21 protein-coding genes are annotated in these 22,358 nt (G+C 64.5%); 11 read left to right on the forward strand and 10 right to left on the reverse strand.

Features of this window, described 5'->3' with window-relative positions:
• The 4 genes from IEX64_RS19040 to IEX64_RS19055 are packed head-to-tail and all read right to left on the reverse strand — an operon-like array spanning nucleotide 1 to nucleotide 4,410.
• A complete protein-coding gene (locus IEX64_RS19040) occupies nucleotides 1-1,026 on the reverse strand; it encodes a protein-glutamate methylesterase/protein-glutamine glutaminase (protein ID WP_188822207.1) in 1,026 nt (341 codons plus the stop codon).
• The gene (locus IEX64_RS19045) at nucleotides 1,023-1,892 is read right to left on the reverse strand and encodes a CheR family methyltransferase (protein WP_188822209.1); all 870 of its coding nucleotides are present in this window, start codon (nucleotides 1,890-1,892) and stop codon (nucleotides 1,023-1,025) included. Before IEX64_RS19045 ends, IEX64_RS19040 begins: the two co-directional genes overlap by 4 nt.
• Nucleotides 1,889-4,150, reverse strand: coding sequence for a chemotaxis protein CheA (locus IEX64_RS19050; RefSeq protein ID WP_188822211.1), 2,262 nt, complete (start codon nucleotides 4,148-4,150; stop codon nucleotides 1,889-1,891). The genes IEX64_RS19045 and IEX64_RS19050 overlap by 4 nt, the downstream gene beginning before the upstream one ends.
• Nucleotides 4,147-4,410 (reverse strand): STAS domain-containing protein, encoded by a 264-nt coding sequence (locus IEX64_RS19055; RefSeq protein WP_188822213.1) that lies wholly within the window; start codon nucleotides 4,408-4,410, stop codon nucleotides 4,147-4,149. Before IEX64_RS19055 ends, IEX64_RS19050 begins: the two co-directional genes overlap by 4 nt.
• A 346-nt stretch (nucleotides 4,411-4,756) precedes the next feature.
• Here IEX64_RS19055 and IEX64_RS19060 point away from each other — a divergent pair, with 346 nt between their 5' ends.
• A complete protein-coding gene (locus IEX64_RS19060; RefSeq protein ID WP_188822216.1) occupies nucleotides 4,757-5,797 on the forward strand; it encodes a chemotaxis protein CheB in 1,041 nt (346 codons plus the stop codon).
• A gap of 192 nt (nucleotides 5,798-5,989) precedes the next feature.
• Here the strand turns inward: IEX64_RS19060 and IEX64_RS19065 are convergent, their stop codons facing one another.
• The 3 genes from IEX64_RS19065 to IEX64_RS19075 are packed head-to-tail and all read right to left on the reverse strand — an operon-like array spanning nucleotide 5,990 to nucleotide 10,198.
• Nucleotides 5,990-7,555: a DHA2 family efflux MFS transporter permease subunit gene (locus IEX64_RS19065; protein ID WP_188822218.1), complete on the reverse strand. Its 1,566-nt coding sequence runs from the start codon at nucleotides 7,553-7,555 to the stop codon at nucleotides 5,990-5,992.
• The gene (locus IEX64_RS19070) at nucleotides 7,555-8,745 is read right to left on the reverse strand and encodes an HlyD family secretion protein (protein ID WP_188822220.1); all 1,191 of its coding nucleotides are present in this window, start codon (nucleotides 8,743-8,745) and stop codon (nucleotides 7,555-7,557) included. Before IEX64_RS19070 ends, IEX64_RS19065 begins: the two co-directional genes overlap by 1 nt.
• Nucleotides 8,738-10,198 (reverse strand): efflux transporter outer membrane subunit, encoded by a 1,461-nt coding sequence (locus IEX64_RS19075; protein ID WP_188822222.1) that lies wholly within the window; start codon nucleotides 10,196-10,198, stop codon nucleotides 8,738-8,740. The genes IEX64_RS19070 and IEX64_RS19075 overlap by 8 nt, the downstream gene beginning before the upstream one ends.
• Before the next feature lie 77 nt (nucleotides 10,199-10,275).
• Between IEX64_RS19075 and IEX64_RS19080 the strand changes: the two genes are divergently transcribed.
• Nucleotides 10,276-10,878 carry a TetR/AcrR family transcriptional regulator gene (locus tag IEX64_RS19080; RefSeq protein WP_229710581.1) on the forward strand — a complete coding sequence of 201 codons (603 nt, stop codon included), beginning with the start codon at nucleotides 10,276-10,278 and terminating at the stop codon, nucleotides 10,876-10,878.
• A 3-nt stretch (nucleotides 10,879-10,881) separates the two neighbouring features.
• Here IEX64_RS19080 and IEX64_RS19085 read toward each other — a convergent pair whose 3' ends face one another.
• On the reverse strand, nucleotides 10,882-11,472 hold the full coding sequence (locus IEX64_RS19085; RefSeq protein ID WP_188822226.1) for a TetR/AcrR family transcriptional regulator: 591 nt from the start codon (nucleotides 11,470-11,472) through the stop codon (nucleotides 10,882-10,884).
• 161 nt (nucleotides 11,473-11,633) lie between these two features.
• Here IEX64_RS19085 and IEX64_RS19090 point away from each other — a divergent pair, with 161 nt between their 5' ends.
• Nucleotides 11,634-15,029, forward strand: coding sequence for an acyl-[ACP]--phospholipid O-acyltransferase (locus tag IEX64_RS19090; protein ID WP_229710582.1), 3,396 nt, complete (start codon nucleotides 11,634-11,636; stop codon nucleotides 15,027-15,029).
• On the opposite strand, the gene IEX64_RS19095 is transcribed toward IEX64_RS19090, so the two are convergent.
• A complete protein-coding gene (locus IEX64_RS19095) occupies nucleotides 15,030-15,863 on the reverse strand; it encodes a hypothetical protein (protein WP_188822228.1) in 834 nt (277 codons plus the stop codon).
• A 148-nt stretch (nucleotides 15,864-16,011) separates the two neighbouring features.
• Here IEX64_RS19095 and IEX64_RS19100 point away from each other — a divergent pair, with 148 nt between their 5' ends.
• From IEX64_RS19100 to IEX64_RS19115, 4 genes are all read left to right on the forward strand, one after another.
• Nucleotides 16,012-16,503 (forward strand): asparaginase domain-containing protein, encoded by a 492-nt coding sequence (locus IEX64_RS19100; protein ID WP_188822231.1) that lies wholly within the window; start codon nucleotides 16,012-16,014, stop codon nucleotides 16,501-16,503.
• A gap of 217 nt (nucleotides 16,504-16,720) precedes the next feature.
• On the forward strand, nucleotides 16,721-17,212 hold the full coding sequence (locus IEX64_RS19105; RefSeq protein ID WP_188822233.1) for a PAS domain-containing protein: 492 nt from the start codon (nucleotides 16,721-16,723) through the stop codon (nucleotides 17,210-17,212).
• Between the two features lie 183 nt (nucleotides 17,213-17,395).
• Nucleotides 17,396-17,911, forward strand: coding sequence for a nitroreductase/quinone reductase family protein (locus tag IEX64_RS19110; protein ID WP_188822235.1), 516 nt, complete (start codon nucleotides 17,396-17,398; stop codon nucleotides 17,909-17,911).
• Nucleotides 17,912-17,928: 17 nt separating this feature from the next.
• Nucleotides 17,929-19,101 (forward strand): FAS1-like dehydratase domain-containing protein, encoded by a 1,173-nt coding sequence (locus IEX64_RS19115; RefSeq protein ID WP_188822237.1) that lies wholly within the window; start codon nucleotides 17,929-17,931, stop codon nucleotides 19,099-19,101.
• Between the two features lie 48 nt (nucleotides 19,102-19,149).
• On the opposite strand, the gene IEX64_RS19120 is transcribed toward IEX64_RS19115, so the two are convergent.
• Nucleotides 19,150-19,989, reverse strand: coding sequence for a PhzF family phenazine biosynthesis protein (locus tag IEX64_RS19120; protein ID WP_188822239.1), 840 nt, complete (start codon nucleotides 19,987-19,989; stop codon nucleotides 19,150-19,152).
• 173 nt (nucleotides 19,990-20,162) lie between these two features.
• Between IEX64_RS19120 and IEX64_RS19125 the strand changes: the two genes are divergently transcribed.
• From IEX64_RS19125 to IEX64_RS19140, 4 genes are all read left to right on the forward strand, one after another.
• Nucleotides 20,163-20,582, forward strand: a complete 420-nt coding sequence (locus IEX64_RS19125; protein ID WP_188822241.1) for a glycine zipper 2TM domain-containing protein — start codon at nucleotides 20,163-20,165, stop codon at nucleotides 20,580-20,582.
• Between the two features lie 229 nt (nucleotides 20,583-20,811).
• Complete coding sequence (locus IEX64_RS19130) at nucleotides 20,812-21,147, forward strand: glycine zipper 2TM domain-containing protein (RefSeq protein WP_188822243.1); 336 nt, start codon at nucleotides 20,812-20,814, stop codon at nucleotides 21,145-21,147.
• 123 nt (nucleotides 21,148-21,270) lie between these two features.
• Nucleotides 21,271-21,738, forward strand: a complete 468-nt coding sequence (locus IEX64_RS19135; protein ID WP_188822245.1) for a nuclear transport factor 2 family protein — start codon at nucleotides 21,271-21,273, stop codon at nucleotides 21,736-21,738.
• A 38-nt stretch (nucleotides 21,739-21,776) separates the two neighbouring features.
• Nucleotides 21,777-22,187 (forward strand): hypothetical protein, encoded by a 411-nt coding sequence (locus tag IEX64_RS19140; protein ID WP_188822248.1) that lies wholly within the window; start codon nucleotides 21,777-21,779, stop codon nucleotides 22,185-22,187.
• Nucleotides 22,188-22,358 lie beyond the last annotated feature (171 nt).

Raw genomic sequence — 22,358 nt, forward strand, 5'->3', positions numbered from 1 at the left:
TCAGGCTGCCTTGTTGAGCGCGTGACGCGCGATGCTGTTGATCGGGGCGACGACGCGCGCCGCTCCCAGCGAAATGGCGGCGCGAGGCATGCCGAAGACCGTGCAGGTCGCTTCGTCCTGGGCAATGGTGTGCGCCCCGGCCTCGCTCATCGCCAGCAGGCCCTTGGCGCCGTCCTGGCCCATGCCGGTCAGCAAGATGCCCACTGCATCGGCGCCCACGAACTGGGCAACCGAATTGAACAGGGCATCGACGCTGGGCACGTGACCGGAAATGGGCTCGCCGCGGCGCAACTTGCCGTAGAGCGTTGTCGACCCCTTAACCATCAGGTGGTGTTCGGGCTCGGCCGCCAGATAGACATGGCCTTCCTTCAGCGGCATGTCATTGACCGCCACCTGCACCGTTGCCGGGCAGACCTGGTCGAGCGTGCGGGCAATCGCCGGCGCAAAGCGCGGGTTAACGTGCTGCACGATCACGGTCGGCGGGCAGTCGCGCGGGAACTGGCGCAGCAATACCTGCAGCGCTTCCACGCCGCCGGTCGAGGACCCGATGGCGATCAGACGCGTGTCGCGCTTGATCGAACGACGGCTTTCCTCGGCAACCGAAGGCGCGCTGCGGACGGGCTTGGAATAGCGGACCTGCGAGGCATCCCGGATCATCTTGGCGAGTTCGCCACTGTCCTGCAGGGCCAGCTTGCCGGTCGGGTCGTATTTCGAATAGCAGTTCACCGCACCCAGCGCGAGCGCACGGGCGGTGACCTCGTTGCCTTCCTGCGTGGCACCGGAAACGATGATCACCGGCGTCGGGCGCAGGGTCATGATCTTTTCGAGGAAGTCGAGACCGTTCATGCCCGGCATTTCGATGTCGAGCGTCACCACGTCCGGATCGAGCTTCTTGATCAGCTCGCGCCCTTCGACCGCGTTCGAGGCGGCACCGACCACTTCGATATCGGGCTGCTCGCGCAGGCGGGACATCAGGATGGCGCGCATGGTCGGCGAATCGTCGACGATGAGTACGCGGACGCTCATGCAGCCCTCCTGCGGTAAATTGTCGGGCCGACGAGCTGGAAGTCGTTGACGGCGGGGCCGGTCACGCGTTCCGAATGACCGATGTAGAGAAAGCCATTGGGCGCAAGCGCATCGCTGAACCGCTTCACAAGCCGCTCCTTCGTCGGATTGTCGAAGTAGATCATCACGTTGCGGCAGAAGATCGCATCGAACTTGCCCTTGATCGGCCAGTCACCATGCAGGTTGAGCAGGCGAAAGCGTACAATCGAGCGCATGGCATCGGCCATGACCGCATCGTCGCCCGTTTCCGTCGTCCACGCGCGGCGCAGGGCCTCCGGCACCGGCTTCAGATCCTTGACGGCGTACCGCGCTTCCTCGGCCTTGTTGATTGCATGGGGCGCAATGTCGGTTGCGAGGATGCGCAAGTCGCTGCGGCCCATGTTCAGCCCGGTCGAACGGTCGGGCCCGAACAGGGTCATGATCATCGACCAGGTTTCCTCGCCGCTCGAGCAACCGGCAGACCAGATGCGCACCGGCTGCCGGTTGCGCAGCTTCTCGATCACATGCGGACGCACTTCATTGGCCAGATGCTCGAAGTGGTGTGCCTCGCGGTAGAAGAACGTGTGATTGGTGGTAAGCGCGGCCACGGCCTTGTTGAGCTCTGCGGGATCTTCACCGATGAGCTCGATATACTTGCCGAACGTGACGCTCCCGGTCGTCCGCACCAGCGGCGCCAGGCGCGAATAGACCAGCATGGCCTTGCCTTGCGGCAGCACGATCCCCGCAGCGCCGTAGATGATCTTCGCGATCTTGGCGAAGTCGTCGGCGCTGTAGATGTCCGGGCTGACGCCCGGGATCATGTCCTTCGAGGCGGGGATTGCGTTCACGCAGCCTGCCTTTCGTTGGCGGGCAATGCGCACGCCACGAGACCGTCGACGTCGACGATGAGCGCGACACGGCCATCGCCCAGGATCGTCGCACCGGCGACGCCCTCGACCGAACGGAAGTTGGTCGCGAGGCTCTTGATCACGAACTGGCGCTGATCGCAGATGTCGTCCACCAGCAGCGCGGCCTGTCCGGCGCTTTCGGTGTCGACCACGATAAGGACGCCTTCCTGCGGATTGACCGCGCCGGTGGAGGCCCCGAGCGCCGTCTTGAGCGAGATGATCGGGATGAACCGGCCACGCACGTTGAGCATCTGCGCGCTCGACCCGAGGCCATGGAAATCGCCCTCGCCAGGACGCAGGCTTTCCACCACGTGGGCGAGCGGAACCACCAGCGTCTGGTCGCCAACATCGACGATCATGCCATCGGAAATCGCCAGCGTCAGCGGCAGCGTGAGTACGAAGGACGTGCCCTTGCCCGGCGTGCTGTCGATGGTGATGCGGCCGCCGAGATCCTTAACGTTCTGGCGGACCACATCCATGCCGACACCGCGGCCGGAAATGTTGGAGACCACCTGCGCCGTGGAGAAGCCCGGAGCGAAGATGAGGTTGTCGATTTCTTCGGCCGAAAGCTGGGCATCGGGGCTGACAATGCCCTTTTCGATGGCCTTGCGCAGCACGACCTCGCGGTTGATGCCGGCGCCGTCATCCGAAATCGTGATAAGAATACGACCGGAACGGTGCTCTGCGGACAGCGTCAGCGTGCCTTCCGGCGGCTTGCCCGCAGCAATGCGGTTCTCGGCACTTTCGATACCGTGGTCGACCGCGTTGCGGATAAGGTGCGTGAGCGGCTCGCCGAGACGTTCGATAACCGTCTTGTCGAGTTCGGTGGTCTCACCGAAGACATCCAGCTTCACGTGCTTGCCGGTAGAAGCGGCAAGATCGCGCAGAATACGCGGCACGCGGCTGAAGACGCTGGCGATCGGCTGGGCGCGGATCGACATGGCGCTTTCCTGAATGTCGCGCGTCAGGGTCTCGAGCAGGCTCAGTTCTTCGGAGGCGGTGACACTGGCGTTGTCGAGCCGCTGCACGAGCATGGCCTGTGCGATCACAAGCTCGCCGACAAGGTCGATAAGGCGGTCAAGCTTGAACAGGTCGATGCGGATCGACTGTCCGGCAGTGGCTGCCGGTGCGCCCGAAGCCGTGGTCGCGGCCTTTTCCGCCGGCTTTTCTGCTGCGGCAGGCTTGGCCTGCTCCACGGGGGCGGAAACTGCTGCGGCAGGAGCCGGGACCGGCGCCGGCGCTTCCGCCTTGGCAGGCGCGGGAGCCGGAGCAGGTGCCGCCTTTGGCGCTGCCTCGGCCGCCGGCTTGATGGCAATCGGCTCGGGCTTGGGCGGCGGCGCGGTTTCGACGACCTCGAACGCGGGAATTTCCGCATCCTCACCGAAGGCCAGCGCGCAGTCGTCGCCAATAAAATCGAAAATGTCGCGAACCGAATCCTCGCTGACATCCGCAGGCATCGCGAAGGTCCAGCCCAGATAGCCCTGCGCGACGTCAAACGTGTCGAGCGGCGGAACCTGGCTGACGTCGCAGAATGTGCAATCGCCGCCGAGGCTCGCAATGTCGCGCAGCATCAGAAGCGGCTCGGAACCGTTACGCATCGCGCCGGCACGCGGACGCAGATGCACCTTCCAGCGCTTGTCGTCTGCGGCGGGAGCGGCAGCTTCCGCAGCCTGCGGCGCAGGTGCTTCAAAACCGGCAGTCAGGTCATCGAGCAGCGCGTCGAGATCGAGATCATCGCCCCCGCCTTCCGAAGTCTCGGCCACTGGTTCCGGGGCCGGTTCGGGCTCTGTGACCGGCTCGGCAGGAACAGAACCGCCGGCATTCGCCGCCATCGACGCTTCCATCTCCCTGATCAGAGCGCCATCGGACGGGGCATCGCCACCTTCGCGAGCGGCTTCGACGTGGTCGGCCAGCGTGTCGAGCGCTCGCAGCAGCAGTTCCACAAGCTCGCCCTCGATCGCAACGAGACCTTCGCGAACATCGGAAAGCAGCGTTTCGAACGTGTGCGTGTACGCCTGAAGCGCGGCGAAACCGAACGCACCGGCGCCACCCTTGATCGAGTGGACCGCGCGGAAGACCGCGTTAACCGTATCCGAATCGTGCGTGCCGGCATGGCAGGCCGCCAATCCAGATTCGGCCGCCGCAAGCGATTCCTCGCACTCGGCAAAGAATATCTGTTGGATTTCTTCCGGGCTCATAGTTCGCTCTCTTCGAAGAGTTCTGCGGTCAGCCCGGTGAGACGGGCAGCATCCTCAAGTGCCGGGGACGGCGTGATATGGGCGCCATCACCGCTGCGCCGCGCGGAAACGAGAAGCTGCAGCACCGCCTGACCGACGTGCTCCACAGCACTGCCGTCGATTCGAATGGCGCCACTACCCAGCGCCGCAACGAGCTCCGGCCAGACCGCTTCTGCCGCGGCCCTGTCGCAACGCGCTGGCAAGGTAATGCTGTTCATCATTTTCCCCCGTTTCTCCGGACTGGCTTAACGACTGGCGGTTCCCGCCGGGTATTCGGCCACATCCGGATTTTCCCTCGTCGGCATGCAAGTTTTCTCCGCAGTCGGCTCACCCGGGGCCAGGATCGGCAGAAATCGGCGCATTTTAACCATCCTTTTTCACACAGATCGTCTTGTCGCCCCGGATTTCCGGCGCGGGTGAACAGGTCAGTGGTAGGGGCAGGCCTGACAACGTGACGTTTGTGCGAAACTCAGGCGAAGTGCGTAGTGTGGTTAAGGAATTTCATCGGACCTTTAGCGGTATGTCGCAATCACGAACCGAGTAGAGATAACAGAAGGTCCCAATCCCATGCATGACGCCCGCGTCCTGGTAGTCGACGATTCCGCGGCAATGCGCGCCTTGTTCTGCGACGTCCTCGAGCAGACCAAGAACGTTCTCGTCGTCGGCACTGCAGCCAACGCGGACGAAGCACGCGACCAGATCGCGGACCTGCGTCCCAACGTGGTCACCCTCGATGTCGAAATGCCCGGCATGAGCGGTATCGAATTCCTCGAAGAGATCATGAACACCAACCCGCTGCCGGTGGTCATGCTGTCCAGCCTTACGCAGAGCGGCACCGAAACCTCGCTCAGGGCCTTCGAGCTGGGTGCGGTCGAGTGCTTCCCCAAGCCGCTCAAGGCAACGCCCGAACAGTTCCAGAAGACAGTCGGCAAGCTTGGCAAGATCGTGCTCGCCGCCGCCAACTCGAACGTGCGCGACAAGCCGCGCCCCAAGGCCGCCAAGGCCGAGGGCGAAAGCGGCCCCGACTATTCGCCCAACGGCAAGATCGCAGCGTTCAGCGCCTCGATGGGCGGCGTCGACGCCCTCACCGAAGTGCTGGCCCACTATCCCAAGAATTGCCCGCCGACCGTTATCGTCCTGCAGACCGAACCGGCGCTGGCCGAAATGTTCATCGCCAGGGCAGACAAGGAATGCGGCTGCTCGGTCAAGGCGGCTGCCGACGGCGCCGAACTCAAGGCCGGCGTTGTCCACATCGTCTTCGATCCGAACAAGCACGTCATTGTCGAGCCCGGCATTCCCGCCAAGCTGCGCATGGTCGACCGCGATCCGGTGGAAGGCTACCGCCCCTCGGCAACGCTCCTTTTCGGCTCGCTCTCGCGCGCCGGCATGGCAACCATCGGCTCCGTGCTCACCGGCATGGGCGAAGACGGCGCCAAGGGCCTGAGGCTCCTCAAGGCTGCGGGTTTCCGTACGCTGGCGCAGGACCGCACGACCGCCACTGTCCCGCAGGCGCCCTCGGCCGCCATCGAGGCAGGCGCCGTCGATGCCGAACTCAAACTCGAGGAACTGGCGGCAGACGTGCTGGCGAACTGCGGCTCCGCCACCTGATCGCCCTACCCTGACGAGCATTCAGCGGCCGGTCCGGACATTCCGGGCCGGCCGCTTTGCTTTGTGCGGGATAACAATGGCGACACCGGCCGGGTTTTCCGCGCTCGGGGGCTGAGGGAGTTCCGGAAAACCGCAGGCTGGGGGGAGAGCCTGCCGGTGTCGCCTTCCGGCCGGAGCCGGAAACTGGTTACATCAATGCCCTGCCGATGGCTTGGCATCCTTGGGCGGGCGCGGGGCCAGCCAGATCGCCATCGCTGCAATGAAGAGCGCCACGGCAGCGATCGCGAAGAGATGCGTGGTGCCAAGCGCCATGCCCTGCCGCGCCACCATCTGCGCAATCGCCGCGCGCGCCTGATCCGCCGACATCCCGAGGGACTGCAGCATCGAGGACACCCCATGCGCGTCGTTCAGCGTTCCGGCCATTTCCGCGGCATCGGTCTTGCCTAAGTCGCTCCATATCGTGGTTACGATCGCGGTCGCGGCAGCACCGGCCAGCGTACGGCCGAAGTTGGCGATACCGGCCGCGGAAGCGGTTTCCTCCGGATCGACCGCCGAGAGGCTGATCGTGGTGAGCGGCACCATGAACAGCGACACCCCGATCCCTTGCAGCAATTGCGGATAGGAGAACTCCCAGAACGTGGAATCGGTCGACCACCATGTCCGGAAGATCGCGCAGACGCCGATCCAGGCAATGCCTATGAACACCAGCAGGCGCGGGTCGTATTTCTGCATCAGCTTCGGCACGAAGGGCGACATGAGCACCGCCAGCACGCCCGAGAAGGCCATGGCATATCCGGCCTGGGTCGCCGTGTAGTCCATTGTGAGCTGCAGAAACTGCGGAATGACCACGACCGAGGAGAAGTACGTTCCGAACGCGATCATCAGCGCGATCACCGCAGCGGTGAAGCCGCGATGGCGGAATACCTTCAAGTCGACGATGGGATGGTCGTCGGTGAGTTCCCATATCAGGAACACGCAGAAGAAGATCGCTGCGGTCACCGCCAGCAGGACAATCTTGGTCGAACTAAACCAGTCCTCCTCGCGCCCGAGGTCGAGCATCATCTGAAACGCGCCGACCCAGATCACCAGCAGGATCAGACCCACGAAATCGATCGGCAGCTTGACCGTCGGCGTCTCCGCCCCATCCAGAAGCGCAACGACCGCAAAGAAGATGAGCACGACAATCGGGACGTTGATGAAAAAGATCCATTCCCAAGACCAGTTGTCGCTGATGTAGCCACCCAGGATCGGCCCGACGATCGGCGCCGTCACCACGGTCATCGCCCAGAGCGCCATGGCCTTTGGGTGCATCTCGCGCGGAAAGATGCGCAGCATCAGCGTCTGGGTGAGCGGCATCAGCGGACCGCCGCACAGCCCCTGCCCCAGCCGGAACAGTACGAGCATGTTGAGCGAGCCGGAAAGGCCGCAAAGCGCTGAAAATACACCGAAACCGGCCAGCGAGATCAGAAAGGTCCGCAGCGCGCCGAAGCGCCCGGCGAGCCAGCCGGTAAGCGGCACGCAGATCGCTTCCGCCACGGCATAGGACGTGATCACCCAAGTCGCGCTCTGGGTCGAGACGGCAAGACCGCCGGCAATGTGCGGGATCGACACGTTGGCGATCGTCATGTCGAGCACGACGATGAAATTCGCCATCGCGAGCACGAAACCGGCGAGAACCAGACGCGCGCCGTGGAAGGTGGTCGAGCCGTCGCCCGCGCCCTGTGCAGGCGCGGCGCCGGCTGTTCCCGCAGCAGCCATCAGTCCTTACTCGTCAGATCGATCGTTGCTTCCATAGACAGGCCGATGCGCAATGGGTGCTTTTCCAGCTCCTGGGGATCGAGTTCGATCCGCACCGGCAATCGCTGCACCACCTTGATCCAGTTGCCCGTCGCGTTCTGCGCCGGGATCAGCGAGAAGGCGGCACCGGTCCCGCCGGCGAAGCCGACGACCTTCCCGTGGAAGACCACGTCGTCGCCGTAGAAGTCGGAGACGACCTCGGCGGTCTGGCCGCTGCGCACCCTGCCCAGTTCGTCTTCCTTGAAATTGGCATCGACGTAGAGCTTGCCGACCGGGACGATGATCATCGCCGCCATGCCGTTCTCCACCTTCTGCCCGACCTGGATCGTGCGCTTGGCGACGATACCGTCCACCGGCGCGCGGACGACCGTGCGCTTCAGATCCAGTTCGGCGGCGGCATGACGGCTTTTGGCGAGAAGAACCTCGGGCGCCGTTCCCACATCGGTCCCGCGAGTGAGCGCGCGCGATGCCTCTTCCTGCTGCCGCGCGCTGTTGGCATCGGCCTTGGCCGAAACGAGCCCCGCCCTGGCTTCTTGCGCAGCCGCCCGGGCAGAGGCCAGAGCCTCGCGCGCCGCTGTCAGTTCCTCGTCGGAAACCGCACCGCTACCTTCAAGCGCGGCGCGGCGGTCGTAGTCGGCCCTGGCCTTCGCAAGGGCCGCCTGCGTCGATTCGACCTTTGCCTGCGCCGCACCGATCTGCGTCGCACTGGCATCGGCCGCGGCGGCAAGCGCCTTGTTGTTGGCCAGAGACTGGCCGTAGCGGCGCTTCGCATATTCCAGCCCCGCCTGTGCCTCTGCAAGCGCGATCTTCTGATCGGCATCGTCGAGACGGAAGAGAATCTGCCCGCGCCGCACCGGCTGTGTGTTCGTCACATAGACTTCCGCGACCTTGCCAGACGTCAGCGGCGTGATCTCCGCCGTTTCACCCGCAACATAGGCATTGTCGGTCGAGACCGTCCGACCGCCGATGAACACCTCGTAGAGAAAATAGATCCCGGCGAGCGCCACCACGGCGATGGCAAGCCCGATCAGCAGCGGCCGGCGGTTCTTCTTGTCGACCACGCTCCCGCCCTGATTGCCTGCCTCGGCATTCTGCGCATCGTGCGCGTCATCCGGCGCACCGGCAGGCTGATCCTGCACGTCTTCACTCATTGTCGGGAGCCTTCTCACTGAAATTGTCTGCGAACCCACCGCCCAGAGCGCGCTGAAGCGCGACTTCGAGAGCGAGGGTACGGAAATGGGCATCGACCGCCGTTTCACGCGCCTGCAGCGCGGCAGTCTGGGCATCGAGCGCTTCAAGGTAGTTGGAAAGTCCACCGTGATAGCGCTTCATCGCAAGATCGTGGGCCGCGACGGAGGTCGAAGCGGCTTCGCTGGCCTCGCGTTCCTGCACGGCGGCGGCTTCGCGGCTGGCCAGCGTATCGGCGACTTCCTGCAAGGCGCCGACGACCGTCTCGTTGTAGTTCGCAACGGCGGCATCGTAGCCGCCGCGCGCCTGCGTAAAATTGCCCTCGAGACGTCCGCCCTGGAATATCGGCAGGCTGAGCGCCGCGCCTGCATTGCCATAGGTGGATCCGCTGTCGATCAGGTTGGAAATACCGAGCGATGTGAGGCCGATCAGGCCGCGCAGCGAAATGTCGGGCAGGAACTCGGCGCGCGCGACATCGATCCGCGATGCAGCCGCTTCTGCGCGCAGGCGGGCCGCGACGATATCGGGACGTCGGCCAGCCAGAGCGATGCCGGCATTTGCGGGCACGCCGGTCTCGGGCACTGACGCCAGCGCGGGAGGCGTGATCGCCAGTCCCCGGTCCGGGCCCGCGCCGAGTAGCGCGGCCAGGGCATGACGGCGCAGCAGGATCTGTTCGTCGTTGGCAGAAACGGCCGCGCGGGCAGATGCCGCCGCCGCCTGCGCCCGGCGCAGCGGGGCGTCGCTTTCAAGGCCATGCTCGGCGCGCTTGCCGAACAGGTCGGCCATTTCGGCCCGCGCCTTGCTGGCCTCGTCCAGCGCCTTGCCGCGCGCGATCAGGCGGGCGAGGTCGAAATAGGACGAGGCGACATTGCTCGACAGCATCAACTCGGCCTGCCGCGCATCGGCAACCGCGGCTTCCGCTTCGGACGTCGCTGCCGCCAAGGCCTTACGGTTCTTGCCCCAGAGATCGAGGTCGAAATCGCCGGAAAGCGCCAGCGTACCCGTACTCTTCCACCCCTTGGGGACGAAAGCCGAGGGAATGCCGTTGTTGTAACTCTGCTTGGTCCAGCCGCCCGAGGCTTCGCCGCCGACGGAAGGCAGCAGCGCGGCTCCGGCGGCCTGCGCGGCACCGCGCGCCTGCCGGATACGCGCCTGCGCCAGAGCCACACTGGGCGAACCCGCCAGCGCCTCCTGCACCAGCGTATCGAGCTGCGGATCGCCATAGGCGGTCCACCAGCGATCGTCCGGCCACGCCTGCGCAGCCGCCGTCGCATCGATCGACTGCGCCGAAGCCAGCGTCGAAGGAACGGTCATCTGCGGGCGCGGTCCGAGATCGGGCGCCGCACAGGCGGACAGAGAGAACGCGCCCGCCAGCAGCGATGCCGCGGCGAATCGCGAAAAGCTATGTGTACTCATTAGTACACTTTCATCGAGATTTCCGTTGCACGTGTCAATAGAAAACTGTACTGCGTGGTACGAGTATGACGAACCTGATGGGAAAACGAGAGCTCAACAAGGCTCGCAAGCGTGCCGAGATCGTGGACATAGCCACGCGATCGTTCTTCGAGCAGGGTTATGCCGCCACCACCATGTCGGCCATTGCCGAAGAGCTTGGCGGCTCAAAAGCGACGCTTTGGGCACACTTCTCCTCGAAGGAAGAGCTCTTCGCAGCGGTGATCGACCTGCAGGTAGGGTCCTTCTCGCGCGATATCGACGAAGTGCTGACCAGCCAGACCTATTCAGTCCCCGCCCTGCGGCGTTTATGCATGCGCTTTCTGGAATGCCTCATGCGCGACAACGCGGTGCGGCTTTTCACCCTGATCCTGAGCGAAGGCGAACGCTTCCCCGAGATCAGGGAGATGTTCTCCTCGCGCGGCCCGGAGAGAGTCCGCAAGTGCATCGTGAAATTCTACGCGACGCAGTTCAACGAGACCGAAGCCGAAAGGCTGATGCAGATGACCGTCTCCGCCGTTTCCGGCTATCGCTCCGACGTTCAGCTGCGTCCGAAGCGGCCGACCAAGGCCGAACAGGAAGACTTCGTCGATTGCCTTGTAGAGCTGATCGCCAGCCGCGTGAACCTGATCGACGAGTCCTGAACGTCAGGAATAGCGCGCAAGCGCATCGGCGACCCGCGCCTTGGCCGCGCCTACCGGATCGTCTTCTCCCAGCATCGTGAACGTGCCGTTGAGCGCGAAGAAGCAGTGCCCGTGCACGCTTGCCAATAGCGAGCGCGCGAGCGGCAAGGCCTCGTCTCGCGCGTCCGACGGCAGAACGGCAGCGATCTCGCGCACAATCACCCCGGTAATCGCGGCGACCTTTTCGCGATAGCTTTCCGAAGGCAGCTCCCCCTCCGGCAGCCTGAAATCGTAGAGCGCCGTCCACGCATGACGGCGGCCCAGCGCAAAATCGAAGTAGGCCTCGATCGCCGCATCCAGCCTGTCGTTCTCGCGGCCTGCCAGCCGCTCTTCGAGAGAAGCGAGCCAGATATCCAGCGTGCGCCCGTTCAGCGCGAGCATCAGGGCATTGTACGAGCCAAACACGTTGTAGATCGTACCGATCGAATAGCCGACGCCCTTGGCAACCTCGCGCGCAGAGAATCGCGCGAATCCCACTTCGGAAAGCTGGCGATGCCCTTCCTCCAGTATCAGTTCGCGCAGTTCCTCACGCGTGTGATCGGACCGCCGTCCCATATCCGTAAACCCTTTCCTTTCCAGCCCTTTCGCAAATTAATTGAACGGCGTCCAATTTTTTAATTGAACACTGTCTAGTTTTGTGGGACACGAAGCCTGCCAAACGCGGGTCGTCCTATTAACGCCTTGCGTCTAGAGCATAGGTATCAGGAGGAACCGGCGTGTCTGCACCAGACTTCTCACTGCTTGCAAAGCGGCGTTTCGCGCCGATGTTCACAGTCCAGTTCCTGGGCGCCTTCAACGACAACCTGCTCAAGTACGCGATGCTGCTGCTCGCGAACTATGGCCTGTTCCGCGACGCGCCGGACAAGGCGGGCATGCTTTCGGTGGTCGCCACCGGGCTGTTCACCCTGCCCTATTTCCTGTTCTCGGCTCTGGCCGGGCAAGTGGCCGACCGCATCGACAAGGCCACGCTGGTCCGCTGGGTCAAGCTGGCCGAGATCGGCATCATGGGCGTGGCCCTTGTCGGCTTTGCGTGGGAATCGATCCCGCTGCTGCTGGCCAGCCTCTTCCTGATGGGCCTGCACTCCACCGTGTTCGGTCCGGTCAAGTACTCGATCCTGCCGCAGCACCTGCATGAACGCGAGATCATGGGCGGCACCGGCCTGATCGAGGCGGGCACGTTCCTCGCCATCCTGACCGGGCAGCTGCTCGCCGGGCAGGTCCTGCCGTGGGAGGCCGGGCTCGTCGCCATGGGGCTTGCGGTGCTGGGCTATGTCTCGGCGCTGGCGATCCCGAGCGCCCCGCCCAGCCGCGGCGGGCATCCGGTGGACTGGAACATCGCACGCGGCACCTGGCACGTGCTCACCACCGCCCACAAGGGCCGCGGCGTGTGGCTGGCGGTGCTGGGCATCAGCTGGTTCTTCACCGCTGGCGCGGTGCTGCTGACTGAATTCGTCCCGCTCGTCTCCGATACGCTCAATGCGCAAAAGGACGTGGCGACACTGTTCCTCGTGATCTTCTCGGTGACCATCGCATTCGGCTCTATGACCGTAAACCGCCTGCTGAAAGGCGAGGTTTCCGCCAAGTACGTGCCGATCAGCGCGCTGGCGCTGGCGCACGGCCTGATCGACCTGTCCTTCGCGGCCGGCGGCTTTGCCGTCACCTATCCCAACGCCACCATTGCCGAGTTCGCCGCCAGCCCCGGTTCGTGGCGGATCTTCGCCGACCTGTTCGTGATCGCCTTTTCGGGCGGCATGTTCATCGTCCCTCTCTATGCCATCCTGCAGGTCCGCTCTCCGGCGGAGGAACGCTCGCAGGTGATTGCCGCCAACAACATCCTCAACGCCGGCATGACAGTGATCGCCGTCGTCATCGTCGCGCTGCTGCTGTCCGCCGGGTTCAGCGTGGCGCAGGTGATCGGCGTGCTGGGCTTTGCGACGCTGGTGGTCGCGATGGTCTCGATCTGGCTGCTGCCGGCAACGCTGTTCAAGGCGGTGATCCGGGTGGTGCTGAAAGGGCTCTACCGTGTCGAAGTGACCGGGATCGAGAACATGCCGGGGCCCGGCGAGCGCGCGGTCGTGGTGGTCAACCACCTCTCGTTTCTCGACGGCGTGCTACTCGGCGCCTTCCTGCCCGGCAAGCCGACCTTCGCGGTGCATACCGCCATTGCGAAGAGCTGGTGGATCCAGCCGTTCCTCAAGCTTTTCCGCGCCTTCCCGGTCGATCCTACCAACCCGATGGCGGCCAAGGCCATGGTGCGCACCGTGCGCGAGGGCAATACGCTGGTGATCTTCCCCGAAGGCCGCATCACCGTGACCGGCGCGCTGATGAAGGTGTTCGACGGCCCCGGCATGGTCGCCGACAAGGCCGACGCGCCGATCGTGCCGGTGCGCCTCAACGGTCCGCAGTTCACCCCCTTCTCGCGCCTCAAGGGCAAGGTCCGTACCCGGATATTCCCCAAGATCAGCATCGACGTGCTGCCCCCGCGCCGCTTCCGAATCGAAGGCGAGATGTCCGCGCGCGAACGCCGCGCCATCGCCGGCCGCCGTCTCTACGACGAAATGAGCGCGATGATCTTCGCCACCACCGACACCGACCGGACGCTGTTCTCGGCTCTATGCACCGCCCGCGCCGTGCATGGCGGCAAGGCCGAGGTGGTCGAGGACATCAAGCGCGAACCGCTCTCGCTCGACCGGCTGATCCTGGGCTCCGAACTGCTCGGCGACCGGCTTGCCCACCGCACGCGCCCCGGTGAAGCGATCGGCCTGCTGCTGCCCAACGTCAACAGCGCGGCGCTCGCGTTCTTCGCGCTGCAGGCCGAAGGGCGCGTGGCGGCGATGCTCAACTTCACCGCCGGTCTCACCAACCTGCTCTCCGCCTGCGAGACGGCTGAAATCAAGACCGTGGTCACCGCCCATGCCTTCGTCGAACAGGCCAAGTTGCAGGACACGGTCAACGCGCTCGAAGCCAGCGACCGCCGCGTGCTCTATCTGGAAGACCTCGCGCAGGAGATCGGCACCGGCGCCAAGCTGTGGCACCTGCTGCTGAAGAACGGCGCGGAAGGGCGTCACCTCAAGCGCAAGGTTTCGCCCGATGCGCCTGCAGTGATCCTGTTTACCAGCGGATCGGAAGGCACCCCCAAGGGCGTCGTCCTCACCCACCGAAACCTGCTGGCAAACTGCGCCCAGCTTGCCGCGCGCATCGACTTCAATTCGAGCGATGTCGTGCTCAACGCACTGCCGGTGTTCCACTCTTTCGGGCTGACGGGAGGAACGCTGCTGCCGATCCTGAGCGGCATCAAGACCGTGTTCTACCCCAGCCCGCTGCACTATCGGATCGTGCCCGCGCTCGCCTACGACGCCAATGCGACGATCCTGTTCGGCACCGACACGTTCCTTTCAGGCTATGCCCGCATGGCGCACAGCTACGACTTCTACTCGCTGCGCTACATCTTCGCGGGCGCCGAGAAGGTGCGCGAGGAAACCCGCAAGACTTATGCCGACAAGTTCGGCCTGCGCATCCTCGAAGGCTACGGCGCCACCGAGTGCGCGCCGGTGATCGCGGTGAACACGCCGATGCACTTTCAGGCTGGCACTGTCGGCCGCCTGCTGCCCGCGATGGAAGCCCGCCTTGAACCCGTCCCCGGAATCGAGGAAGGCGGACGCCTCTATGTGAAGGGCCCCAATGTCATGGCCGGCTACATGCTGGCGAGCGAGCCGGGCAAGCTGCAGCCGCCTGCCGAGGGCTGGCACGACACCGGCGATATCGTCACCATCGACGAGGCGGGCTTCGTCCAGATCCGCGGTCGGGCCAAGCGATTTGCCAAGATCGGCGGTGAAATGGTCTCGCTGCCTGCCGTCGAAGGCTATGCCGCGAAAGTCTGGCCCGATGCAGAACACGCCGTGGTTACCCGTCCAGACGCCAAGAAGGGCGAGCAACTGGTGCTCTACACGACCAGGCCGGACGCCGACCCCAGGGCCCTGCTCGACTGGGGCCGCGCCAACGGCGTCACCGAACTGATGCTCCCGCGCGACATCCGCGTGCTGGTTGCGCTGCCGGTGCTGGGCACGGGCAAGCTCGACTACGTGACGCTGGGCGAGATGGCGAAGGGGTGATCACCCCTTCGCGTTATCGACTTGCGGGGGGGAAGCCGTGAATGGCGCGCCGGTATTGAGATACCCGTCATAAGGCGCGCCCTCGCGGTCCAGCATCACCATACCACGGGGATAGCGCCTGTCGGGTTCGGGCATGTCGTGCTCGCCGCAATCGAGGTGGTCGTTCGAAGCCTCTGCAAGGCATGTCCATGCCGAACCACCCTGCCCGGCTGCCTGCAGCGTTCGCGTCGCGGCGCGGGGCAGGTAGGCTGCCATGGGGAGGTACGCGATGGCGTTCGCAGAGGACCGCTCCCGAAGTTGCGCATGGACACTGCCGACAAGCACCAGCGTCAGCGCCCCTTCCCGCGATGCCTGAAGAGCATGACCCGCCATCGCCTTTTCATATTCCGAAATCGAGGCTGCCTCGCCTACTCCGGGCTTGATTGCCTCCACGCCCAGAATGTCTCCCTCCTGACGCATCATCCGCAGGCTATCTAGCAGGGCGAACATGGCCTCGCTGCTGCGACCATCGCGCCCGTTCTGCCAGAACTGGCCTGCAAGAAAGCGCTCGCGCGCCTCGGTGCCACCGTCGGAAGCCATGAAAGCATCGACCATGTCCTGATCGGCCACGGGCAACTCGAGAGCGACGACGACCTTGCGCCCCTCATGCGCCGCCGCGCAGACCAGATCGGCAAAGGCTTCCGGAATCTCGCGGGTGCCGTGAATTTCCCCCACGACCAGCCAGTTGATCTTGCGCCCCTGCAGGAAGGCTTGTGCCCCCGCAAACGGGTTGCAGGGCACGGCCTCGGCGGCGGGAGCCAGTGCCAGAAACAGACCCAAACTCGCGGCGAGCATGACACGTCCTCCCTCGGCAGTCGGTATTCCGCATCATTGCCGACCATCCGCCGCTGGCCTTGTTAATTCTTCGCAACCTGATTGCCGCGGCCCCATTCTCAACGCGGGCGCAAATGGCTAGATGCGGACCATGTCGCAAACACCATCCATGCCTCAAGCCCCCATCCTCGTCGTCACCACCGGCGGCACGATCGACAAGCAGTACTTCGACGCGCTCAGCGAATACCAGATCGCCGAGAGCGTGATCGAAGACATCCTCAAGATTTCCCGCGTCACCCATCCGTTCCGCATCGTCGAACTGATGCGCAAGGACAGCCTCGAACTGACGGATGAGGACCGCGCGCTGATCAAGGCAACCATTGCCGCGGCGCCGGAAACGCATGTCGTTGTCACGCACGGCACCGATACGATGACCGAGACCGCGAAGACGCTCGCGGACATCGAAGGCAAGACCATCGTGCTCACCGGGGCGCTGGCTCCGGCGCGTTTTGCGGAGAGCGATGCGCCCTTCAACCTCGGCATGGCCTTCTCTTGCTGCCAGGCTGCAAAGCCCGGCGTCTGGATCACGATGAACGGCTCCGTGTTCGATGGTCTCAAAGTAAAGAAGGATCGCGCCGCAGGACGCTTTTCAGAAATTTAACGCACAGCAATCGATTGTTTGAGTATGCAATCGTTGCGATCGGGTCGCACCTAAGTAAACATTCGGAAACTTTTTTTCGCTATACACAAAGATCGCTGCAGTATCCCTTGCAGTCGACAGGTAGCGGTGCACATGCCCCCCGTTCCCCCGTAGCACTGCTACCTGTCTGCCCCCGGCGGCTGGCTTCCTGGCCGCCTTTGACAAGGGAGAGCCCGCAGTGCCCACAAGCATGGCAATGGATCAGTTCAAGGGCGCGCTTGCCCATGCGCCGATCGGTGTTCTTATTGTCGATGTCACCGGCACCGTTGCCTGGTCGAATGCCGCCGCTGCAGCCATGATGGGCAGCCACGATCCCGAAATGCTCTGCCATTCGGATCTCGAGCCATGGCTCGACTCCCAGGATGCCGTCACCCTGCGCCGGATGCTGGCGCTGCATTTCAGTGCTGCGGCATCCAAGCGGAAATCCCACACCTGCCACCTCGGCCTTCCCTCCGGCACCGATGCTCCGCGCCGGGCGCTCTGGACCCTGGCTCCTTTGGCGGAGCAAAGCGGACGGCACGCCATCCTGTTTCTGCAGGATGCGGCAAATGATCCATCCCCGGCTCGCGGCATTCCCTTGTATTTTCGGGGAGAACTGGGCCACCTTGCGCCAAGCCGGTCGCGTATGCGGCCACTAAAGGGGCCCGCTTTCCTCGAACGTCTGGGGTAGCTGCCCGACAAGCGCAGAAGCGCAAAGCCTTCCCTGCGCCGCCAATGAACCGAGACTCCGCCGGGATGATACTTCGCAGCGGCGATACGTCTTGACCGGTTCAGCACTGGACCGGGGCTCCGCGATCCGCAATCCTGCATCCACACACCGGGCACAGGTCCGGCGAGGAAAGGGAGACGCGCCATGAGCGACGATTCGTCCGCGGAAATCCGCGACACGCGCAAGGACTGGATCACCGAACACCGCGACATGTACCTCAACTCCGGCGGAGCGCAGGGCCACATCATGGACGTGACCGCCGTGGGCGGCCGCAGCTTCGCCACGCACTGCATGATCAAGTACGTCGGTCGCAAGAGCGGCAAGGTCTTCATCACCCCGCTTTGCTACGGCGATATCGGCGGTGAAGTGGTCATCTGCGCCTCCAAGGGCGGGGCCGACCATCACCCGGCCTGGTACCTCAACATCCGCGAGCAGGAATTCGTCGACTTCCAGGTCGCCACGCAGGCCTTCCGCGCCACCTGGCGCGAGCCCGAAGGCGCCGAGCGCGAGAAGGTGTGGAACTTCATGGTCGATTGCCACCCCTTCTACGGCGACTACGCCAAGGCCACCGACCGCGTCATCCCGCTGGTGATGATGAAGGCCATCGAATCCATTCCGGTCTTCAAGGCGAGCGACGCCACCGGCCAGCGCCAGTACTGATACAGGAACAGCAGAAAATGAGCACGAATACCGCGGCTTTCGACACGTCCGACATCGACCGGCACCTGGGCAAGGTTCTGGACTTCTCGCCTCTGCGCGAACCCATCGCCAACAACGATATGCGGCGCTGGGTGCACGCCATGCACTACCCCAACCTGCTGCACTACGATCCCGACTATGCGGCCGCCAGCCGCTGGGGCGGACTGGTTGCCCCGCAGAGCTTCCCCATCGCCACCGACGATGGCCACGGCGCAGCTCCGGCCTGCGTTGGCTGCATCCCCAATTCGCACCTGCTCTTCGCCGGTGACGAATGGTGGTTCTACGGCCCGCGCATCAAGGCCGGGGACATGGTCCGGAACGAGCGCGTTCCGTTCGACTACACCGTCAAGGAAACCGGCTTCGGGCCGACCTGTTTCCAGCGCGGAGACAACAACTATTCCAACCAGCACGGCGAGCCGATCGCCAAGCAGCGTTCCACCGCCCTGCGCTACAACGCGCACGCCGGCGGCAGCGCGGTGAACGAGGCCGACTTCGCCGATCCCGAATGGACGGACGAGGAACTGGACGACGTCGAAAAGCGCGCCTTTACATGGGTGCAGATGCTCCACGACCTCGGCCACAAGGAACGCTGGTGGGATGACGTGAACGTGGGCGATCAGCTCCCCGAGCGCGTCTTCGGCCCGCACTCGATCGCCAGCTTCGCGACCGAATGGCGCGCCTACATCGTCAACACCTGGGGCACGATGAACCTGCGCAAGCAGGATCTGCTGGCAATGGGCTTCACGCCCGAAATGGCCGGGTACGAGAACGATCCGGACATGCAGAAGATCAACCCCACGCTGACCGACGGCGCCTATTACGGCCCTTCGCGCGGGCACCTCTTCCCCAAGTACGCCCGCCGCATCGGCATGCCGCGCGGCTACGGCTACGGCGCCTCGATGGGCTCGTGGGTGACGGACTTCCTCTCCGGCTGGGCCGGCGAACACGGCATGGTCGTGCACTCGGTCGCCAACTACCGCGGCCCGGCGCTGACCGGGGACATCACTATCCAGACCGCCGAAGTGACCGAAAAGTCCGTCGATGACGAGGGCCGCCATCTGGTGCACGTCAAGCACCTGATGACCAACCAGCGCGGCGTGAAGATGTGCCTCGGCACTGCCGAAATCGCGCTGCCCAAGAAGCCTGCCTGATACGGAACAGCCCACCCCTCGCGCCAGTCGCGGCGGGTGGGCTTCTCCTCACCAAGCGGGCAGTTCACCACCCGCCGAAACCGTCACCACGTTCCCGGCCACCCAGACGGCATCGTCGGCCTGCGAACAATGGACCTGTCCGTCCGCGCCCACCTTGCGGCCCTGCGCGGCGATATAGCTGCCCTGAGCCAGCCCCGCTCCGAACAGGTACTGCGCGACGGCGGCATTGAGGCTGCCGGTCACCGGGTCCTCGCACAGGCGCCCGGTCGGGTCGGCGAAGAAGGCGCGCACTTCCCACTGGGCCGGGCCGCCCGGCGCGCGAGGGCCGAGCAGCGCGACATCGGTCGGCACCGGCGCGCGGGATGCAGGTTCGGCCGCGAGCACCGCTTCGGCCGTCTCCAGATGAAGCAGGCGCCAGGCAGGCCCGTTGCTGGCATGAACCGCCGCCACAACCTGATCCTGAGACACGCCCGTAAGCTGCAGCACCTCGGCCCTGTCCGCATCGCCGAGCGGGCCGGACCGGATCAGCGGCGGCGCCTTGAAAGCCAGCCGGTCCGCGTCCTGCCGCACCTCGACCAGGCCGATGCCGCATTCCTGCACGATCCGCCCCGGCGCCTTCGGCGTCCCGCCCGCCGCCAGCCACGCATGGGCCGTGCCGAGCGTAGGGTGACCGGCAAAGGGCAGTTCACCCGCAGGGTAGAATATGCGCACCTTGTAGTCGGCTTCCGGATCGGTCGGCGGCAGCAGGAATGTCGTTTCGGAAAAGCCCAGCCACCGCGTAAGGCGCAGCATCCCGGCGGCATCCAGTTCCTCGCCGCCGCGCACCACGGCGAGCGGATTGCCGCTCAGCGGCCCCGAACCGAACACGTCGACCAGATCGAGCAACATTCCTGCGTCCTTCCCTGCATGCCTTCCATCGCGCGAGCAGCGCCTCATCGCAGGATTGTGTCGTGCTGTCTGCCCTTGCCTCCTGCAGGTGCCCGGTTCATCCCCTGTTGGGCATGCAACCGACACACTCTGCGCCAGTTATTCAGTCCGTGCTTTCGCAGGAGAACGATACGATGAAGAAGATCCTGATAGCTCTGGCCATCTCGGCGCTCGCCCTTCCGGCCATGCCGGCCGCAGCCGATCCACCGCCCTGGGCCCCGGCCCACGGCGCCCACGACCGTCACGACTATCGCGATTACCGCAGGGATCAGCGGCGCGATTACCGCCGCGACCGCATCTACGATTCGCGTGGCCGCTACCTCCAGCCGCGCCGGATCACCCGCAACTCGCGCGTGTGGCGAGGCCGCGACGGACGCTACTATTGCAAGCGCGACAACGGCACGACCGGCCTGATCATCGGCGCCGGCGTGGGCGCACTCGCCGGGCATGAACTGGCCGGAAGCGGCGACCGCACGCTCGGCGCGATCCTGGGCGGCGTGATCGGCGGTGTCCTCGGGCGTGAGATCGATCGCGGCGACCTGCGCTGCCGCTGATCTGCATTCCGCCAAGCCAAGTCCGAAAGGCGCGTCGATGGCAAGGTCGGCGCGCCTTTTTCGTCCCCTCCGCCATCACATAGCTCCCATTTCCAGCAACTTGCCGCAATCCAGCGCCTGTTCGCCGCGCATACGGGGCTCTGCCGATCCGTTCATCTGAGGTTGTGGACCCATGAACGAAATCCGGCGTTAGCCATTCACGAACGCAGCAAACCATGAGGGTTCAATCATGCGCAAGGTTATCATGGCCGCCACGATGGCGGCGCTCACCGTCCCGGCCACACTCGCCGTTTCCGCCCCGGCCGCGGCGCACGACAAGCACGAGCGGCGCTATCACCGCACCGACAACGGCATCCGCTACTGGCGCGGCGACAACGGCCGGTACTATTGCAAGAAGTCCAACGGTACGACCGGCCTGCTGATCGGCGGCGTCGCCGGCGCACTCGTGGGCCGTTCCATCGACACCCGCGGCGACCGCGCCACCGGCACCATCCTCGGCGCCGCCGCCGGTGCCCTGCTGGGCCGCGAAGTGGACCGCAACAACTCGCGTCCCCGTTGCCGCTGAGGCGGAGCTCCATCTCCACGACCGGGCGCGTCCTCCCTCGGGAGGGCGCGCCTTTTTCGTTTGAACCCGCGCACGCCTTCCTCCCATACTGGCGTCAAACACAAACATCATGGGAGAGAGGCATTGGACGACATCGAGGAAATCCGGAAACTCAAGGCGCGCTACTTCCGTTCGCTCGATAGCAAGGACTGGGACCTCTACGGCTCGCTCTTCGCCCGCGACGTGGTGGTGGACCTGCGCCGCGCCGGCGGCCAGCTCTTCGAAGGCCGCGAAGCCTACATGGAATACGCCCGCAGCATGAAGCTGATCCAGAGCGTACACCATGGCCACATGCCCGAAATCGAACTGACCGCCCCGACGACGGCCACCGGCATCTGGGCGATGGAAGACTACAACATCTGGGAAGACGGTAGCCAGAACCACGGCTGGGGCCACTACCTCGAAACCTACGAGAAGACCGACGGACGCTGGACCATCAAGACCATGGCCCTGTCCTACCTTCGCATCGAGCGCAGTCTGGGCGCTCCGCCGATCATTGCGGGCGTGGAGAACACCGGCCATCTGCGAGGGTTGAACCCGGCGGGAGGTTAGGTGGACTTTGGTGTCGTTTGATTGGTGGGGAGCGGACCTTGCTACCGCAGCGCGTTTCACACACATTCCTGAATATGGAAGCGCACATTTCTCTGGCCGGCATCCGCCAACAGGTAGTGACGGAAATCGAAACCTTCGCGGTACCAGTGCCGCGTCCGGATCAGCTTGGAGAGCTTCTCCCCGCCGAATGGTTTTCGCAGCAACTGGATGAGATGAGGGCGGCTTTGATCGAGCCTTACCTCATGGAGATTGATGGTGACGGGCGCTTTCCCGAAGGCATACCCAAACCAGTGCCAAGACAGGTTGTGATCGTCGCTGAGGACAACGATGTCTTACTCGCATATGATCCTGACCCTGAGGGCAATTTCGCTCTGATATTCAAGTCCGCTTCCGGTTTTGGCGTATCGCCCATTCGCGGCGACGCCGTGGATTGCTTCATGTCACGATAGGCAAAGAGGTTGCCTAACCGGTCACGCTCAATGCCTGCAACCGGGCACTTGATCCCAGCTACGACCATCCTTTGCGCAGACTGGATTCCCGCCTTCGAGGGAATGACCGGCATTATGTAGCAAACGCACCGATGCGTAGATGGTTATCCGCCGCCGTGATGGCGGGTGTCA

The organism is Novosphingobium indicum (genome assembly GCF_014645195.1).
GTDB classification, from domain to species: Bacteria; Pseudomonadota; Alphaproteobacteria; order Sphingomonadales; family Sphingomonadaceae; genus Novosphingobium; species Novosphingobium indicum.

What these genes read in the sequence shown, in the direction of transcription:
- IEX64_RS19130 (WP_188822243.1), top strand. Translation starts at nt 20,812, where the DNA reads ATGCGCAAGGTTATCATGGCCGCCACGATGGCGGCGCTCACCGTCCCG.
- IEX64_RS19120 (WP_188822239.1), bottom strand. Translation starts at nt 19,989, where the DNA reads ATGTTGCTCGATCTGGTCGACGTGTTCGGTTCGGGGCCGCTGAGCGGC.
- IEX64_RS19100 (WP_188822231.1), top strand. Translation starts at nt 16,012, where the DNA reads ATGCCTCAAGCCCCCATCCTCGTCGTCACCACCGGCGGCACGATCGAC.
- IEX64_RS19080 (WP_229710581.1), top strand. Translation starts at nt 10,276, where the DNA reads ATGGGAAAACGAGAGCTCAACAAGGCTCGCAAGCGTGCCGAGATCGTG.
- IEX64_RS19040 (WP_188822207.1), bottom strand. Translation starts at nt 1,026, where the DNA reads ATGAGCGTCCGCGTACTCATCGTCGACGATTCGCCGACCATGCGCGCC.
- IEX64_RS19110 (WP_188822235.1), top strand. Translation starts at nt 17,396, where the DNA reads ATGAGCGACGATTCGTCCGCGGAAATCCGCGACACGCGCAAGGACTGG.
- IEX64_RS19125 (WP_188822241.1), top strand. Translation starts at nt 20,163, where the DNA reads ATGAAGAAGATCCTGATAGCTCTGGCCATCTCGGCGCTCGCCCTTCCG.
- IEX64_RS19050 (WP_188822211.1), bottom strand. Translation starts at nt 4,150, where the DNA reads ATGAGCCCGGAAGAAATCCAACAGATATTCTTTGCCGAGTGCGAGGAA.
- IEX64_RS19070 (WP_188822220.1), bottom strand. Translation starts at nt 8,745, where the DNA reads ATGAGTGAAGACGTGCAGGATCAGCCTGCCGGTGCGCCGGATGACGCG.
- IEX64_RS19095 (WP_188822228.1), bottom strand. Translation starts at nt 15,863, where the DNA reads ATGCTCGCCGCGAGTTTGGGTCTGTTTCTGGCACTGGCTCCCGCCGCC.
- IEX64_RS19075 (WP_188822222.1), bottom strand. Translation starts at nt 10,198, where the DNA reads ATGAGTACACATAGCTTTTCGCGATTCGCCGCGGCATCGCTGCTGGCG.
- IEX64_RS19115 (WP_188822237.1), top strand. Translation starts at nt 17,929, where the DNA reads ATGAGCACGAATACCGCGGCTTTCGACACGTCCGACATCGACCGGCAC.
- IEX64_RS19085 (WP_188822226.1), bottom strand. Translation starts at nt 11,472, where the DNA reads ATGGGACGGCGGTCCGATCACACGCGTGAGGAACTGCGCGAACTGATA.
- IEX64_RS19055 (WP_188822213.1), bottom strand. Translation starts at nt 4,410, where the DNA reads ATGATGAACAGCATTACCTTGCCAGCGCGTTGCGACAGGGCCGCGGCA.
- IEX64_RS19065 (WP_188822218.1), bottom strand. Translation starts at nt 7,555, where the DNA reads ATGGCTGCTGCGGGAACAGCCGGCGCCGCGCCTGCACAGGGCGCGGGC.
- IEX64_RS19060 (WP_188822216.1), top strand. Translation starts at nt 4,757, where the DNA reads ATGCATGACGCCCGCGTCCTGGTAGTCGACGATTCCGCGGCAATGCGC.